This is a genomic window from Gemmatimonadota bacterium (genome assembly GCA_026702745.1).
GTDB lineage: Bacteria > JAAXHH01 > JAAXHH01 > JAAXHH01 > JAAXHH01 > JAAXHH01.
This window is the reverse complement of record JAPPBT010000008.1, coordinates 1-16941: the sequence shown is the minus strand read 5'-3', so window position 1 is coordinate 16941 and position 16941 is coordinate 1. Positions and strand designations below refer to the sequence as shown.

The 16941-nt window shown below is 62.9% G+C and carries 14 protein-coding genes; all 14 read left to right on the top strand.

Annotated elements, in window-relative coordinates:
- A partial coding sequence (locus OXH56_01590; GenBank protein MCY3553991.1) for a peptide ABC transporter substrate-binding protein occupies positions 1-1516 on the top strand: 1516 nt, incomplete at its 5' end.
- Positions 1517-1735: 219 nt separating this feature from the next.
- Positions 1736-2620 (top strand): RNA polymerase sigma factor RpoD/SigA, encoded by an 885-nt coding sequence (locus tag OXH56_01585; protein MCY3553990.1) that lies wholly within the window; start codon positions 1736-1738, stop codon positions 2618-2620.
- Positions 2621-2714: 94 nt separating this feature from the next.
- Complete coding sequence (xylB, locus tag OXH56_01580) at positions 2715-4253, top strand: xylulokinase (GenBank protein MCY3553989.1); 1539 nt, start codon at positions 2715-2717, stop codon at positions 4251-4253.
- Between the two features lie 76 nt (positions 4254-4329).
- Entirely contained in the window at positions 4330-5487 is a 1158-nt protein-coding gene (sucC, locus tag OXH56_01575) for an ADP-forming succinate--CoA ligase subunit beta (protein MCY3553988.1), read from the top strand.
- Positions 5484-6353, top strand: a complete 870-nt coding sequence (gene sucD / locus OXH56_01570; protein ID MCY3553987.1) for a succinate--CoA ligase subunit alpha — start codon at positions 5484-5486, stop codon at positions 6351-6353. The genes sucC and sucD overlap by 4 nt, the downstream gene beginning before the upstream one ends.
- 147 nt (positions 6354-6500) lie before the next feature.
- Positions 6501-7022, top strand: a complete 522-nt coding sequence (locus tag OXH56_01565; protein ID MCY3553986.1) for a DUF177 domain-containing protein — start codon at positions 6501-6503, stop codon at positions 7020-7022.
- Between the two features lie 3 nt (positions 7023-7025).
- Positions 7026-7208, top strand: a complete 183-nt coding sequence (rpmF, locus tag OXH56_01560) for a 50S ribosomal protein L32 (protein ID MCY3553985.1) — start codon at positions 7026-7028, stop codon at positions 7206-7208.
- Positions 7209-7226: 18 nt separating this feature from the next.
- Positions 7227-8210, top strand: coding sequence for an ACP S-malonyltransferase (fabD, locus tag OXH56_01555; GenBank protein MCY3553984.1), 984 nt, complete (start codon positions 7227-7229; stop codon positions 8208-8210).
- Between the two features lie 97 nt (positions 8211-8307).
- Entirely contained in the window at positions 8308-9051 is a 744-nt protein-coding gene (gene fabG, locus OXH56_01550) for a 3-oxoacyl-[acyl-carrier-protein] reductase (protein ID MCY3553983.1), read from the top strand.
- Between the two features lie 93 nt (positions 9052-9144).
- Positions 9145-9375, top strand: coding sequence for an acyl carrier protein (gene acpP / locus OXH56_01545; GenBank protein MCY3553982.1), 231 nt, complete (start codon positions 9145-9147; stop codon positions 9373-9375).
- A gap of 156 nt (positions 9376-9531) precedes the next feature.
- Positions 9532-10773 carry a beta-ketoacyl-ACP synthase II gene (gene fabF, locus OXH56_01540; protein MCY3553981.1) on the top strand — a complete coding sequence of 414 codons (1242 nt, stop codon included), beginning with the start codon at positions 9532-9534 and terminating at the stop codon, positions 10771-10773.
- A gap of 40 nt (positions 10774-10813) precedes the next feature.
- Positions 10814-11641, top strand: coding sequence for a ribonuclease III (gene rnc / locus OXH56_01535; GenBank protein ID MCY3553980.1), 828 nt, complete (start codon positions 10814-10816; stop codon positions 11639-11641).
- On the top strand, positions 11638-12465 hold the full coding sequence (locus tag OXH56_01530) for a biotin/lipoate A/B protein ligase family protein (GenBank protein MCY3553979.1): 828 nt from the start codon (positions 11638-11640) through the stop codon (positions 12463-12465). Before rnc ends, OXH56_01530 begins: the two co-directional genes overlap by 4 nt.
- Positions 12455-16941: beta-ketoacyl synthase N-terminal-like domain-containing protein (locus OXH56_01525; GenBank protein MCY3553978.1), on the top strand; the 4487-nt coding region annotated here is incomplete at its 3' end. The genes OXH56_01530 and OXH56_01525, both read left to right, overlap by 11 nt.

The following is a 16941-nucleotide window of genomic DNA, read 5'->3' as shown; positions in this document are numbered from 1 at the left end:
GGGGCCGCTGCCTGCAGCAGAGGCGTTGCACTTCGGATCCCTCACTCTGTTCGCACGACTTACCATGTTCGACGCCGACGATATCCTTATTCCGGGAGCTGCCGACCACTGGGAGCCGTCCGCGGACGGGCGCACCTGGACCTTCCATCTCCGGGAAGGCGCACGCTGGAGCGACGGCCGGGACGTGACCGCCCACGATTTCGAGTACACCTTCAAACGGTTCCTGGACCCGGACGAGGGCAACGTCTTCGCCTTTCTCTTCTATAACATCAAGAACGCGCGGGACTTCAACCACGGCAAGATCAACGATCCCGACTCGGTAGGCGTGCGCGCCATCGACGACCTGACCCTGGAGATCGAGGCCGAGGCCCCCTGCCCCTTTCTCCCCCACATCATGGCCTACAATTCCGCGGCGCCCGTGCCGCCCTGGCAGGTGCGGAAACACGGACGCCGGTGGACCGAGCCGGGCAACATGGTCAGCAACTACAGTTACAGGCTGGATGAGTGGATCACCGACCGGTACATCTCCTACGACCTGAACCCCTATTACAACGGGCCTTACCCGGGCTACCTGGAGAGGATCAAGCTGAAGTTCATCATCACCGGGACCCATCCCGGCATCACGCCCTACGAGAACAACGAGGTCGACCGACAGGGGGTCTTTGCCCAGTTTCTGGGAGAGATCGAGAACAGCCCCGATCTGACTCGGGATCTGACTTCCAACGCCCATTTCCAGACCTGGTACCTCTTCTTCCGGACTGCGGTCTCGCCCTTCGACGACGTGCGGGTCCGCCGGGCCGTAGGCCACGCCATCGACCGCGAGACCATCTGCCGGGTCATCCTGCAGGGCCACGGCACACCTGCCTATACGATGCTGCCGCCCAACTTCCCCGGATACACGGGCGATCTGCTGAATGACGTACAACGTTACGACCCGCCGGAGGCGCAGCGCCTGCTCGCGGAAGCCGGCTATCCCAACGGCAAGGGCCTGCCCGAGATTGAATTCTGGCTTCGACAGGCGGACCCGACCCAGATGGGCATCGCCCAGGCGATCCAGGGCATGCTGCTGGAGACCCTGGGCATGCGCGTCGAGATCCGGAACCAGGAAATCGGACTCTACATGGACAACATGTACCAGTATTCCATTCCCTTCGGTCTGATCCCCTACCAGTACGACTATCCCGATCCGGACAACATGCTGTCCCAGGTCTGGCATTCCCAACCGGTCGGCCACGGCCGCCACGACTGGAAGAACGACGCCTTCGACCGTCTGCTGCAGGCCGGCGGAACGACCATGGACGAGGCGAAGCGCATGGAGTACTACGGGCAGGCGGAACGCATCCTGGTGGAAGACGCGGGGGGCGTTTTCATCTATCACACCCACGTGCTGGACCTGCGCAAGCCCTGGTTCAAAGGCCTCGAGCCCAACTCGTGGGGACAGGATCACTTCTGGGGCAACCGGACCACGATGATGGATATCTATATCGGTAACAACGTCGAGAAACGGGTGTTCTAGGCCGGAGTTTCTTCACTGCGGAATCTGCCTTAAAATACCTTGACGCCCCGACCGGGCCAATATTATAGTTTTGTAAGTTTCTAAAGAACCGGAAGTATCACGCAGTCGCCGGTTCGCCTTTAACCGACCTGATTCCGCAACAACCGCTGCCACAAACAGTTCGGCGGGACAGCATCCGGCTGTCTTCAACCGGTCTGCACTTGGTACCGGAGAACGTTCATGCCCAAGTCCGCCCAGTCGGAAGTCAACGTTTCCCGGGTTGGATCACGTAATTCCGGTGATGACCGGTCGCTCGATACCTACCTGAAAGAAATCAGGACCATACCGGTATTGAACCTGCAAGAGGAAATGGCGCTGGCGCGCGACGCGCGCAACGGGGTGAACGGTGCCATAAACAAGCTGATCCAGGCCAACCTGCGGTTCGTCGTCGTGGTGGCCAGGCAGTACCAGAACCAGGGCCTGCCGCTGTCCGACCTGATCAACGAGGGCAATATCGGCCTGATCAAGGCCGCCCAGCGCTACGACGAGCACAAGGGTTTCAAGTTCATTTCCTACGCGGTCTGGTGGGTGCGGCAGGCGATCATGCAGGCCCTGGCCGGACAGTCCCGGATCTTCCGCCTTCCGTTGAACCGGGCCGAGGAACTGCGACGGATCAACAAGGTCGTGCGGGGTCTCAAACAGGAACTGGGCCGGGAGCCCACGACCCACGAGATCGCGGGGAAGTTGTCGCTGGACCACCGTGATGTGGTCGACATCATGCGGACCTTCAGCCCCCACCTTTCGCTGGACGCCCCTTTTTCACCGGGCGAGGAAGGGCGCCTGCTCGACGTGATCGAGGACACGACCATCGAGTCGCCGGAAACGCCGGTCATGGAGAAGTCGCTCAAAGAAGAAGTCGTCTGGGCCCTTAATACGCTCACGGACCGCGAAGCCGCCGTAATCCGTTCCTATTTCGGGATCAACCGGGAAAAGCCGATGACCCTGGACGAAATCGGAAAGCAGTTCGGCCTGACGCGGGAAAGGGTGCGCCAGATCAAGGAACGGGCGATCCGGCGATTGCGCCATACGTCCCGAAGTGTACGGCTGCACGCCTACATGAGTTGAAACCGGCTTCCAGTCCCAATCATCTCGTTCCTGCGGTCTTGCGCAGGTTTTTTTGTGACGGAAAGGCACGGTACAGACAGACATCGGTCCACTCATGAGACACCTGATCGGCATCGATATCGGCACCTCGGGCATCAAGACCATCATCGTCGACGAACGGGGCGGGCTGGCGGCCCGGGCCTTCGAGGAGATCCCCCTGCACACGCCCCGTCCCAACTGGGCCGAACAGGATCCGGCGGACTGGTGGCGCGCGGCATCGAATACGGTGCGCGAAGCCATGAGCGCCGCCGGCGTAGCGGCCGAATCCATCGCCGGGATCGGCCTTTCGGGACAGATGCACAGTTCGGTCATGCTCGACGAGCGGGACGAGGTGCTCCGGCCTTCCATCCTGTGGTGCGATACGCGGACGTCCGAGCAGTGCCGCTGGATCACGGCACAGGCGGGCGAGGAGAACCTGGTGGACTGGGTGTCCAATCCCGCCCTCGAAGGCTTCACCGCGCCTAAGCTGATCTGGGTCCGCGACCACGAGCCGAATGTCTATGACCGCATCCGGCGGGTCATGCTGCCGAAGGACTACATCCGATTCCGTATGACCGGCGAATACGCCATGGAAGTCTCCGACGCCGCAGGCACGCTGCTGTTCGACGTACGAGAGCGGAGATGGTCCGGCGCCATGCTGGACGCCATCGGCCTGCCCGCGGAATTCCTGCCGCCCACCTTCGAATCCATCGACGTCTGTGGCCGCGTAACCGAGGAAGTGGCCGCGGATATGGGACTGAAGCCCGGCACGCCCGTCGTCGGGGGAGGGGCCGACAACACCTGCGGCGCCGTGGGCGCCGGCATCGTCCGCTCCGGCCGGATCCTGGCCAGCCTGGGTACCTCGGGCGTGGTCTTCGCTCACACCGACGACGTCCGCGTGGACCCGGAACTGCGCGTCCACACCTTCTGCCACAGCGTCCCCGACAAGTGGTACCTCATGGGGGTAACGCTCTTCGCGGGCGGCGCCTTCCAGTGGCTGCGCAATACGCTGTGTGAAGTCGAGGTCAGCGCGGCCCGGATGTTGGACACCGACCCTTACGAGTTGCTGACGGCCCAGGCAGCCCGCGCGCCGGCGGGCAGCGAGGGCCTGGTGTTTCTCCCCTACCTCATGGGCGAGCGCACCCCCCACAAGGACGCCAACGCACGGGGCGCGTTCATCGGCATCACGGGACGGCACGGCCGCCCCCACATGATCCGCTCCGTGATGGAAGGCGTGACCTTCGCCCTGCGGGACTCCATGGAAATCATGCGGGAACTCGGGCTGTCCGTCGGACAGGTCCGTTCCACGGGCGGCGGCGCGCGGAGCGATCTCTGGCGGCAGATCCAGGCGGATGTTTACGGGGCGGAAGTCGTCACCGTGAACGCCGAGGAAGGGCCCGCCTTCGGTGCCGCCATCCTGGCCGCGGTCGGCACAGGCGTGTACGACACGGTCGAGGAAGCCGCGGACGACCTGGTCGACGTCGTGTCCCGTACGGAACCGGACCCGGAGACATCGGAACGCTACGAGGAGTGTTACGGGATCTTCAAATCCATGTACCCGTCCCTCAAACCGGGCTTCGACGCCCTGGGCGGCATGGTGAGCAAGCAGACGTAAGGACGGGTGAGACGGCGGCCCTCAAACCGGGCATCGACGCCCTGGGCGGCATGGTGGAAAAGCAAAGGAGCGGAAGTTGAACATACACGAATTCCAGGCGAAGAGCCTCTTCGCCCGGCACGGGATGGCGATCCCGAGGGAAGAGGTGGCACGGACGCCCGAAGAAGCCCGGCGTATCGCGGAAAAGCTCGGCACGCGGGTGGTGGTCAAGGCCCAGGTGCACGTCGGCGGCCGGGGCAAGGCGGGCGGCGTGAAACTGGCCTCGACGCCCGATGAGGCCTTCGAGGTCGCGGGCCGGATCCTGGGCATGGACATCAAAGGGCTGACGGTCCGGCAGGTCCTCGTGGCCGAAGCGGTGGAGATCGACCACGAAGCCTACGTCGGGATCATCCTCGACCGGCAGACCCGGCGGGCGGTTTTCATGGTCAGCGCGGCGGGCGGCGTCGACATCGAGGAAGTCGCCCGGGATACGCCTGAGAAGATCCACAAACTGGCCGTCGACCCGCTGCTCGGGCTACTTCCGTACCAGGCCCGTTCACTGGCCTACAAGCTCTACTCCGATCCCGCACAGGTCAAACAGGCCGCCGGCATGCTCGCCCGGCTCTACGACGCCTTTATCGAAAGCGACGCGTCCCTGGCGGAAATCAACCCCCTCGTGACCACGCCGGAAGGCAAGTTGTGGGCACTGGACGGCAAGATGAACATCGATGACAACGCCCTGTTCCGGCACGAGGAAATCGAGGACATGCGCGATCCCGAATCCGAGGAGCCCACCGAGGCCGAGGCACGGGACGCGGACCTCAGCTTCGTCAAGCTCGATGGCGACATCGGCTGCATCGTCAACGGCGCCGGCCTGGCCATGGCGACCATGGACATGGTGAAGTTCTACGGCGGCATGCCCGCCAACTTTCTCGATATCGGCGGAAGCTCGAACCCGGACAAGGTCGTCACCGCCATGAACATCATCACGTCCGACGCCCGGGTCAAGGCCGTGCTCTTCAACATATTCGGGGGGATCACGCGCTGCGACGACGTGGCCAACGGCATCGTTACCGCCCTGGACCGCATCGCCGCCGGGCCCGGCGGACCGCTCACGCTGCCCATCGTCATCCGGCTCACCGGGACCAACGAAGCGGAGGGCCGCAAAATACTCGAATCCGTGGGCCTGGTTGCCGTGGACACCATGGCAGAAGCTGTTCAGAAGGCCGTAGCACTCGGGAAGGGGGCGAAATGAGCATCCTGGTTGACGCAAACACCCGCGTCGTCGTGCAGGGGATCACCGGCAGGGACGGTTCCTTCCACACGCGCCAGATGGCGGCCTACGGCACGAACATCGTGGCCGGGGTCACACCGGGGAAGGGCGGCCAGGAACTGGACGGCATCCCGGTCTACGATACCCTTGAAGAAGCAGCCTCGGCGACCGGCGCCAATACGTCCATCATCTACGTCCGCCCCGCCTTCGCGGCCGACGCGATCCACGAGGCCATCGACGCCGAATTGGACCTGGTGATCTGCATCACGGAAGGCATCCCCACGCTGGACATGGCCCGGGTCTACGCCGTCCTGCAGGGCTCCGGCGTTCGGCTCCTGGGACCGAACTGTCCCGGCGCCATCACGCCCGGGGTCACCAAGGTGGGCATCATGCCCGGCCATATTCACCGGCCGGGACACGTGGGCGTGGTCTCGCGCAGCGGTACGCTGACCTACGAGATCGTCCACCAGTTGACGTCCGCGGGCATCGGCCAGTCGACCTGCCTGGGTATCGGCGGCGATCCGATCATCGGTACGGGATTCATCGACGCCCTCGAGGCCTTCGAAGCGGACCCGGATACCCACGCCGTGGTCATGATCGGCGAGATCGGCGGCTCCGACGAGGAACAAGCAGCCGAGTTCGTGCGGCAGCACATGAAGAAGCCGGTAGTCGGTTTCATCGCGGGCCGCACGGCGCCCCCCGGAAAGCGCATGGGGCACGCCGGCGCGATCATATCGGGGGGAACGGGCGGCGCCGAGGAGAAAGTGAGCGCGCTGAACGGGGCGGGCATACCGGTGGCCGACCGGTCGGCCGACGTGGTGGATTTGATCCGGTCCGCACTCGCCTGATCCGGGGATTTTCCTCTTGACATGACCGGGGTAACCTCCCTATTATTAGTGGTTTCCGGCTGATTGGGTTGAATCCCTACGCAACCGGAATGTGGTGAGTAAATCGCGTGTGACGCGTGGTCGTAGTTCCGTGAACAAGCCGTCAATATGCAAATAGCGATCGAGCAACTGGCCGAAGGTCTGCATCCTATCCACCTGGAAAACATGCCCGCCGCCGATTTCATTCCCGACGAGGACTGCCGTTTCGCTTCACCCGTCAAGGTGGACGGCACGCTGACGGTCTCCGAGAATTCACTCGTGCTGCAGGCCGACGTAGCGGTCACCATGACCTTCTCCTGCGGCAGGTGCCTTGAAGAGGTCCAAGAACATATCAGCGGTGAAATCGCGACCTACTACGAGAAGACCGACCGGGCCATACCCGATGGCGAGGAACTGACCGAGTCGGACGACGTGGAAATCCTGGATTACGGCGCGAAGACGATCGACATCAGCCGGCGCATCGCCGAACTCGTCAACCTGAATATGCCCATGAAACCCCTGTGCAGCGAAGCGTGCAAGGGCCTCTGTCCCGATTGCGGTACGAACCTGAACGTGGGTGCCTGCAGTTGCGGTACGCGGCTGGTGGACTCACGCTTGAACATCTTGAAAACGTTGTTGAAGGAGGATTAAAGCATGGCCTTGCCCAAGCGACGCCAATCTCGGGCACGGAGTCGTAAGCGCCGCACGCACTGGGTGCTGCCGATGCCGATGCTGGTGGAATGCTCCAATTGTGGAGAGATGAAACGCGCGCACCGCGTTTGCCCCCACTGCGGATACTACCAGGGGAAGGAAGTCCTGGAAGTCGAAGCGATTTAGGTTCGGCGCCGATACCCCATGTCCCAAGCCAGGATCGCTTTCCTGTTTCCGGGCCAGGCCTCGCAGTACGTCGGCATGGGCCGGGACCTGCACGACCGGTATCCGCAGGTTCGATCGCTTTACGAGCAGGCCCGCGAGATCACCGGCGCTGATATCGCCGGCGTCTCCTTCGACGGTCCCGCCGAAACCCTGAAGCAGACATACTACACGCAACTGGCCATCCTGGTGCACAGCGTGGCGGTCGCATCCTTGCTGAAAGCGCACGGTATTGACCCGGATTTCGTCGCTGGCCACAGCCTCGGCGAGTATTCGGCGCTGGTAACTGCCGGCGCCCTCGATTTCGAGGAGGCGTTGCGCCTGGTCCGCCTGCGCAGCGCACTGATGCATGAAGCCGGGCAGCGCCGGCCGGGAACCATGGCGGCCGTGATCGGCCTGTGTCCTCGGGAAATCGACGAAGTCTGCCGGACCGCCTGCGTGGAAGACGAACCCGTTCAACCGGCGAATTACAACGCACCGGTGCAGACCGTCATCGCGGGCGCGGTGCCGGCCGTGCAACGTGCAATGGACGGCGCACGGGCAGCGGGCGCAAAGCGGGTCGTTCCGCTCAAGGTCAGCGGCGCCTTCCATTCCGAACTCATGGAATTCGCGCGCCACGGCCTCGCCGAGGCGATCGAAAAGGCTCCTATCGCCCGCGCGGAGACGCCGGTGGTGGCCAACGTGACCGGCCAGGTCGTGGCGGAGCCAGATGAAATCCGGCGCTTGTTGATCGAACAGTTGACCCGCCCCGTGCGCTGGGCGGAATCGATGCAGACACTGGCCGACCATGGGGTGGACACCGTGGTGGAAGCAGGCCCGGGCAATGTGCTCACGGGGCTGATGAAGAGGATGCACCGCGGTATCGGCGTCCTGAACGCAGACAAACTCGACGACGTCACTGCCGTGGCGGATACGCTTGGACGGCCCGAGGCAGCATCGATCAGCCAGCCCGTGGCAGAACGGTGAACCGTAACGATCGGCCGGCCCGTGGCAGATCGGATGGAACCGCGGTAAACCGGTTACGTTCAAGAATAACGACACGTACGAGCGGAGTACTTCAGGTTTGCGGGGCTTAAAAGACAAGGTCACTATAGTAACAGGTGGAGCGCAGGGCATCGGTTCCGCCGTTGCCGAACGATTTGCGGCGGAAGGCGCCCAGGTCGTCCTGACCAGCCGCGACGGGACGAAGGCGCAGGAAGCCGCCGATGCGCTGAACCGCAAGGGCGGAAACGCCCGGGGCGTTTCCCTGAGCATCGATGACCGGGACAGCGTGAAGAACCTGGTCGACAGCGTGGTCGAGGACCTTGGGTCTATCGACGTCCTGATCAACAACGCCGCGACGGTCAGGGATACGCTCCTGATGCGCATGAAACAGGATGACTGGGACGAGGTCATCCACGTGAACCTGGGTGGCGTGTTTGCCTGTACGCAGGCCGTTATCCGCCAGATGATGCGGCAGCGAAGCGGCAGGATCATCAACATGACCTCGATCGTGGGCCTGACTGGCAACCCGGGCCAGGCCAACTACGCTGCTTCCAAGGCCGGGATCATCGGTTTCACCAAGTCGGTGGCGAAAGAGGTGGGCAGCAGGGGCATCACGGTCAACGCGATCGCCCCGGGGTATATCGAAACGGCCATGACGGAGGCGCTTCCCGAAGCGGTGCGCTCCGCGTTCCTGGAAGCCACCCCCCTGTCTCGGGCGGGACAACCCGATGACGTCGCCGGCATCGCGGCCTTTCTGGCGTCCGATGACGCCGCTTTCGTAACCGGCCAGGTGATGCGCGTGGATGGCGGCATGGGCATGTGAAGGAACCGCGCCGTAACCGGTTTCGGCAGGCAATGAGAACCCAATTGTAAATCGAAGGTACTCGAGGCAATCATCTGTACAGGAGGAAAGAAGATGGAAGACCGCGTAAAGGAGATTATCGCCGAACAACTGGGTGTGGACGGTGACCAGGTCACCGACAATGCCTCGTTCACCGACGACCTGGGCGCCGACTCGCTCGATACGGTCGAACTCGTCATGGCCCTTGAAGAAGAGTTCGACCTCGAGATCCCCGATGAGGATGCCGAGAAGATCGTCACGGTCGGCGACGCGATCAAATATCTCCAGTCCAATATAGATGGCTGATTCAGACGGCTGATTCTTAGACACGGCTGGTTCTTAGATACGGCTGGATCAATTCGAGGCCCGGTCGGGATATCCATACGGACCGGGATATCCATACGGACCGGGATATCCATGCGGACCCGGTGAATCGACTGGCTGATTTCGGGAGGCGTCGGGGTGGCTGAACGCGTTGTCGTCACTGGTATGGGCGTACTGAGCCCCGTGGGTCTCACGCTCGATACCTACTGGAAGGCCCTTTGCGCGGGTCAAAGCGGCATAGGCCCCATTACGAAATTTGATGTGAGCGCTTTTCCGGCGAAAATCGCCGCCGAATTGAAGGACTTCACCGCGGCGGATTACATTGACCGGAAAGAAGTGCGGCGCATGGACGAGAACGTCCAATACGCCGTGATTGCGGCGCAGATGGCGATCGTCGATTCCGGGTTGGATCTGGACGCCGAGGACCGGGACCGCATCGGGGTGGTGATGGGTACGGGCGTCGGCGGAATATGGACTTTCGAAAACCAGCACACCAACCTGGTACACAAGGGTCCCGGACGCGTGAGTCCCTTTTTCATCCCCATGATGATCGCGGACATGGCACCCGGCCATATCTCGATGATTCATGGCTTGAAAGGACCAAACTACACCACGGTTTCGGCCTGTTCCAGCGGCGCGCACGGCATCGGCGACGCGTTCCGGATCCTGCAGCACGGTGACGCGGACGTCATGGTCACCGGCGGCACGGAGGCCAGCATCTCCCCCATGGCCGTGGCCGGGTTCAGCAACATGCGGGCCCTTTCCCTGCGCAATGACGAGCCGGAGCGGGCCAGCAGGCCTTTCGATGCCCAGCGGGACGGATTCGTACTCGGCGAAGGCAGCGGCATGGTCGTCCTCGAGACCCTGGATCACGCGAAGCGGCGCGGTGCGACGATCTACGCCGAACTGGCCGGTTACGCCGCAACGGCGGATGCCTTTCATATCACCCAACCCCATGAATCGGGTGAAGGCGCGGCGCGATCCATGCACCTGGCGCTTCAGAACGCCGGACTGGCCGTGGACGAAATCGACTACATCAACGCCCATGGCACATCCACCCCATTCAATGACCGCATCGAAACCCTGGCCATTAAAAAAGTCTTCGGGGATCATGCGCGCAGCCTGGCGATCAGTTCCACCAAATCACTCGTCGGCCACCTCCTGGGGGCGTCCGGAGGGGTCGAGTTCATCGCGACCACGCTGTCCGTCGCCCGCGATTACGTCCATCCCACCATCAATTACGAGGAGCCCGATCCCGATTGCGACCTGGACTACGTCCCCAACGCGGGCCGGGAACGGGAAGTGAAGGCGGCCTTAACCAATTCGTTCGGTTTCGGAGGGCATAACGTGACGCTCGTGGTAAAGAAACACACGGCGTAGCTTCTTTCCGAAAAGCCTCGGACGTGCTTCGGGGACTACCGTGCCAAATCGGCATTCCATTCTGCAGAAGCTGCGGCGCGCGGCCAGTGCCCTGGTCTCGGGCCTGAAAGACGGCGCATCCAGTCAAGCCGCGAACCGAACGGCCCTTGAACGTGAAAACGTACGCCAAGTTCAGAAATACATCGACTACCGCTTCAAGAATCCCGATTACCTGATCACAGCGCTCAAGCATCGTTCCTACGTGTATTCCCGGGAGCAGTCGGGCGTGCACTCCAACGAGCGGCTGGAGTTCCTGGGCGACGCGGTGCTGGATCTCGTGGTCGGCGAGTTCATATACCACAAGTACCCCGGGCGCCGCGAAGGCCAGCTGACCCAGCTCCGGTCCACGCTGGTCAACCGGAAGGCGCTCGCCCGCCAGGCCCGGGCCATGAAGCTCGGACGCTATGTGCTGCTGAGTACCAGTGAAGCCCGATCCGGCGGCCGGTTCCGCCACTCGATCCTGTCCGATGCCTATGAATCCATCATCGGCGCCATTTACCTGGACGGCGGGCTTCAGCCAGTCAGACGCTTCCTGAACCGAACCCTCCTGCAGGAGCTGAGCGAAGAACGTCCCTCCCACATCGATCACACGCGGAATTACAAGAGCGCGCTGCTGGAATTTACGCAGGGCGAAGGCATCGGGCAGCCGGAATACCGCGTCGATTCCGCCGTGGGGCCCGACCACGAGAAGATCTTCACCATCGAAGTCTTCGTCGCAGGAAACCCCGTCAGCAAAGGCACGGGTACCAGCAAGAAGAACGCGGAACAGGATGCCGCGCGACAGGCCGTGGAGCAGCTGCAGTCCGACCGCGATGTCGACCGGTCATGATGCGCATACTTTCCACGCCCGGATGTTCCGCCGCGTACAACATGGCCGTGGACGAAGTACTGCTGGTCGGGTGCCGGCCCGACGCGGAGATGATGACGCTGCGCATCTATTCGTGGCGTCCGCCCGCCGTTTCTATCGGTTACGGGCAGGAGGCGGAAAGAGAGATCGATCCCCGTCAATGCGACCGGCACGGCATCGAACTGGTCCGTCGGATCACCGGTGGCCGCGCGGTGCTGCACGACCAGGAACTGACCTACAGCCTGGTCGCGCTGGAATCCCATCCCGCGCTGGGTGGCCGGTCCGGCATGATGCTTCGCGCGGTGAGCGAAGCTTTGATCGAAACGCTGAAACACTTCGATATTCCAGCCGAGTTGGCCATGGAAGGAAGTTGCGGTTCGGGTGGCCATGACGACGTATGCTTTACGGCCACAGGACGTTACGAGATTATAGCGGGCGGCAGAAAGCTGGCCGGCAGCGCCCAGCGGCGATCCCGCGGGGTTGTGCTGCAGCACGGCTCCCTGCTCCTGGGGCAAGGGCACCGCAGGCTTCCCCTGTTGATGCCCGCCCACGAACCGGAACGCCGGGAAACCATCGCCCGGTTGCTGAACCACCGGACCATCTCCGTTGCGGAATTGATCCCCGATCCGCCCTCCTTCGAGGAATGGACCGACCGTCTGTCCCGTTCGATGCTCGAACGCCTGAACGTGGAAGGGCGAACGGACGTGCTGGACGTGGAGGAGCGACAAGCAGCCGATTCGTTGGTCCGTACCCGGTACGGCAACGCCGACTGGACCTATCGTAGGACCACGAGCCATGTCCGGTGAACCCATTGCCATAACCGGCATCTCCTGCCGGTTCCCCGGGGAGATATCGGGAGGATTGTCGACGCCCCAGTCTATCTGGGAATTCGTCCTGAACGGCGGGGACGCGATTCGTCCGGTGCCGGATGAGCGGAAATCGCTGTGGGAACCGTGGCCTGACGCTGGGGACTTTCCCGGATGGGGCGGATACGTCGACGGAATCGACCGGTTCGACGCGGCGTTCTTCAACATCTCGCCCCGGGAAGCCCGCCACATCGATCCCCAGCAGCGCATCCTGCTCGAACTCGCCTGGGAAGCCCTTGAAGACGCGCGGATCCCCCCGGCCAGGCTGGAAGGCCGGCCCGTCGGTGTGTACATGGGGATCTTCCTTGACGAATACTGGGACCTCCAGCGATATGCCGCGCCTTCGCAGGTCGGCATGCACACCAACACGGGCGGGACGCTGAGCATCGCGGCGAACCGGATTTCCTACTTCCTGGACCTGAAGGGCCCGAGTATCGCGGTAGATACGGCCTGTTCTTCGTCGCTGACGGCTATACACCTGGCCTGCAGGGACCTCCAGGCCGGGACGTGCACGGCCGCCCTCGCCGGTGGCGCCAATCTGCTGCTGACGCCTCAGACGTCCCGCGGATTCGAGCAGGCGCAGATGCTGTCGCCGGACGGTCGATGCCGGGCCTTCGACCAGGGGGCGAACGGATACGGCCGCAGCGACGGCGCGGGCATTGTCGTGCTGAAACGCCTGTCCGACGCGGTGGCGGACGGCGATGCCATCTACGCGGTCATTCACGGATCCGCGATCAACCAGGACGGACGCAGCCGCGGCCTGACGGTCCCGGGACAAAGCGCCCAGCAAACCGTCATCGAGGCGGCCGCCCGCGCCGGGGGCGTAAGCGCCGCTCAGTTTGCCTTCGTGGAAGCCCATGGCACGGGAACGCCCACGGGCGACCCCGTCGAAGCGATGGCCATCGGACGCGCCACGGGCGACGCAGGCTGCCTGATCGGATCGGTGAAAACCAATATCGGCCATACCGAGGCCGCGGCCGGGGTCGCGGGTCTCATCAAGGCAGCGCTGGCGCTCAAACACGGCATCCTGCCGCCCTCACTGCATTTCGAGAAGCCGAACCCCGACATACCCTTCGAAGTGCTCGGCCTGAAAGTGGCCACCGAACCGGTGAACCTGCCCGGTCCCACCTATGCCGGCGTGAATTCCTTCGGATTCGGCGGCGCCAACGCCCACGTCGTGCTCGGATCTCCACCGGTCACGGAATCCGTCGGGTATACCGTGGGTGCGCGAACAGGTGGCGATTCGGCCGCAGTCGAAGAGGATGGTTCGCGCGGAGCTTCCGGGCAACTCGACGTAACCGCTCAACTTAGTCCCCAGATTCTGTTCCTGTCCGCGCGCAGCCCCGCCGCGCTGAAGGAGAAGGCATCGGATACGGCCTCCCTGCTCCGAAACCACCCCGATACGCCGCTCGATGATCTTGCGGCCGCACTCGCCCTGCACAGGTCCCATTTCGATCACCGCCTTGCACTGGTGGCCAGGGAGTCGAAGGAAGCCGCCCAGGCCTTAGAAACGTTCTGGAGCGGCGGTGTCCCGGATCGATTCGAAATCGGACACACCGGAATCCAAGCGACACCCGTCGCGTTTGTCTTCACCGGCATGGGCCCCCAGTGGTATGGCATGGGCCAGGCACTGTATGACTCAGCGCAAGCGTACCGCGAAGCGCTGGACGAGTTCGACCGCCTGTTTGCGGCCGTTTCGGGCACGTCCCTGCTCGAAATGATGCGGAACGGGACGTCAGGGGAGCGCATGGCCGACGTCGAGGTCGCCCAGCCCGCCAACATGGCCCTGCAGTGGGCGCTGGCGGCCCAGTGGCGGTCCCTGGGCGTCGATCCGCAGTTCGTCGTCGGCCACAGTGTCGGGGAAATCGCCGGGGCCTGCGTCACGGGGGCGCTTTCCCTGGAAGAGGGCGTTCGCATCATCTATCAGCGCAGCAGGCTGCAGAAGGTGATGCAGGGAAGGGGTGAGATGCTGGCGGTGGGTGTGTCATCGGACGAGGCCGAGGAGCTCATTGAACCCTACGGCGACGGCCTGTCCATCGCCGCGGTCAACAGTCCGGTGTCCGTGACCATCTCCGGGGAGGCACCGGAGGTCGACAGGCTGCAGGCCGCGATCGAAGATCGACGACTCTTCTGCCAGAAGCTGCACACCGGGATCGCCTATCACAGCGGGCAAATGGACGGGATCCGTGATGATTTCCTGTCGTCCCTGAACGGTTTGTCCCCCTCCAAAACCCCAATACCCCTGTTGTCGACGGTCACGGGTGCACAGACAAGCGGAACGGATCTCGATGCGGACCACTGGTGGCGGAACATCCGCAGTCCCGTCCTTTTCGATCGGATTTTCGAGCAGATCCCGGGTGACGGTGAGGCGCTATACATCCAGATCGGCCCCCATCCTGTGCTTTCCACGGCAATATACGAGAACCTGGCACACCGCGGTCGAGCAGGACACGCGCTCGCCTCGCTGCGCCGCGACCGCGGAGCGTGGGAAATCCTGCTCGAATCCGTTGCCAAGTGCTACGTCCATGGACACGATATCCAATGGGAGCGCCTGGTGGACCCGCCGCGTACGCGTGTTCTGTTGCCGCCATACCCCTGGCAGAAGGAACGGTATTGGCTGGATGGCATGGCAGTACTTCCCGGTGGGCTGGACAACCAAAGCGGCTCGGACAGTCTGGGTCGCCCGGCCGGCTTGTACACGTACCCGTTGATCGGTCCGGCCGTCGAATCGTCGGTCGACCAAGACTCCCGGGTATGGGAACGGGCGATCAGCCTGGTATCCCACCCGCTCCTCGCGGACCACACTGTGCTGGACCGATCGATCATGCCGTTGGCCGGGCAGATCGAAATGCTCTTTGAGACGCTCGATGAGGCGGAGGTTGCAAAGTTACAGGAGGTCCCCGTCGCCTTCACCGGGCTCGAACTCCTGCACCCCCTGTTACTGCCCGAAACCGGTGCACACCTGGTCCAGATCGCACGCAGGGAGAACCAGTATACCCTGTCCTCCAAATCTGAATCTCAGGAAACGGCTTCGAGCTGGCTGGCGCACATGCGTACCGAAAGAAACCGGGTGGTTCAGTTGGCCGAAACCATCGACCTGGGCGCCATCAGGTCCCGATGCGACCGACGGATCACGAAGCGCCGATTCTACGAACGTGCCGCTGAACTGGGATTTGATTACGGACCTGCCTTTCGTCAGATCGACGAGGTCGTGTACGCCAACCGGGAAGCTCTCGTCTCCCTGGCAACCGGGGATGAAGGCCACGGCTCCTACCGCCTGCACCCCGGTGTTCTGGATGCCGGTCTGCAAGCCCTGTTGTTGCTCATAGCGGATGACGGTCCTTATCTGCCGGTCGGCGTGGAAACCATTGTGCTGCAGAGACTTCCAGATCAGAACGAAGTCCTTGCAGCCTATGCTAGACTGCGAGAAACCTCCGAAGATAGCGACCTGCTGGCCGACGTGTGTCTCGTAGACGAAGAGGGTCTTACTGTGGTGGCCCTGAAAGGCGTGGCCCTGTTCCGAGCGAGGGGCTGGGGAAGCCGTTGCAACGTCGATAACAACCCCCACGGGCTGTACTGCGAGGAGTGGGACTCCGACAACCGCTGGATAGAGCAACGGCAACCCGGTCCAGCCTCCCACTGGTTTGTGCTCGCAGACGACCGTCGATTCGGAGGTAAACTGGCCGACGCCCTGTCGCGAAATGGTGTGGTGAGTGAATTCATCGACATATCAGGCAGCGGGTCGGAAAAAAACTGGGGCACGCTGGCCAAGAAACTGGAATCGTTGGAATGCGAAACCGGAAGCTACATTGGTTTGGCCAGAATCTGGATGGGAGGCGGCAACGGGCGGTCCGGCCGGCAGACCGGCAGGCAGCATGACCAGCATACCGGCCCCGCCCTGGAATCCTTCGAACTGATCCGTTCAGTGCTGGACAAACCTGAACTACCGTGCCGCCTTCGGCTGATCACGGCGGGCGCGCAATACGTGAAGGCAGACGACAACGTATCGCCGTCACACTCGTCTATCTGGGGCTGCGGGCGGGTCGCCATGCGCGAACATCCCGAGCTCGACTGTACGCTGATCGACCTTCCGGCCGGAACCGGCGAGATCGATGTGGAACGTCTCGCGTCAATCGTGGGCGCGGACACATCCCCCGGTGAAATCGCATTGCGGAAAACTGGTGTTTTCACCCGCCGTCTTGTTCCCTTCGATCCGGAGCGTAACGTAGTGAAAACAATACCCGTAACTGATTGTTCAGAAACTAGTTACGCACTGTCACAGTCCTCACCCGGCTCAATCGATAACCTCCATTTCGTAACGAAACCGGTACCCCAGCCCGGACCGGACGAGGTGGTCATTCGCGTGCAGGCCGCCGCATTAAACTACAGGGACGTGCTGACCGCCCTCGGCATGCT

Coding starts and splice junctions, on each gene's coding strand:
- OXH56_01585 (MCY3553990.1), top strand. CDS start 1,736: ATGCCCAAGTCCGCCCAGTCGGAAGTCAACGTTTCCCGGGTTGGATCA.
- xylB (MCY3553989.1), top strand. CDS start 2,715: ATGAGACACCTGATCGGCATCGATATCGGCACCTCGGGCATCAAGACC.
- sucD (MCY3553987.1), top strand. CDS start 5,484: ATGAGCATCCTGGTTGACGCAAACACCCGCGTCGTCGTGCAGGGGATC.
- OXH56_01565 (MCY3553986.1), top strand. CDS start 6,501: ATGCAAATAGCGATCGAGCAACTGGCCGAAGGTCTGCATCCTATCCAC.
- rpmF (MCY3553985.1), top strand. CDS start 7,026: ATGGCCTTGCCCAAGCGACGCCAATCTCGGGCACGGAGTCGTAAGCGC.
- fabD (MCY3553984.1), top strand. CDS start 7,227: ATGTCCCAAGCCAGGATCGCTTTCCTGTTTCCGGGCCAGGCCTCGCAG.
- acpP (MCY3553982.1), top strand. CDS start 9,145: ATGGAAGACCGCGTAAAGGAGATTATCGCCGAACAACTGGGTGTGGAC.
- OXH56_01530 (MCY3553979.1), top strand. CDS start 11,638: ATGATGCGCATACTTTCCACGCCCGGATGTTCCGCCGCGTACAACATG.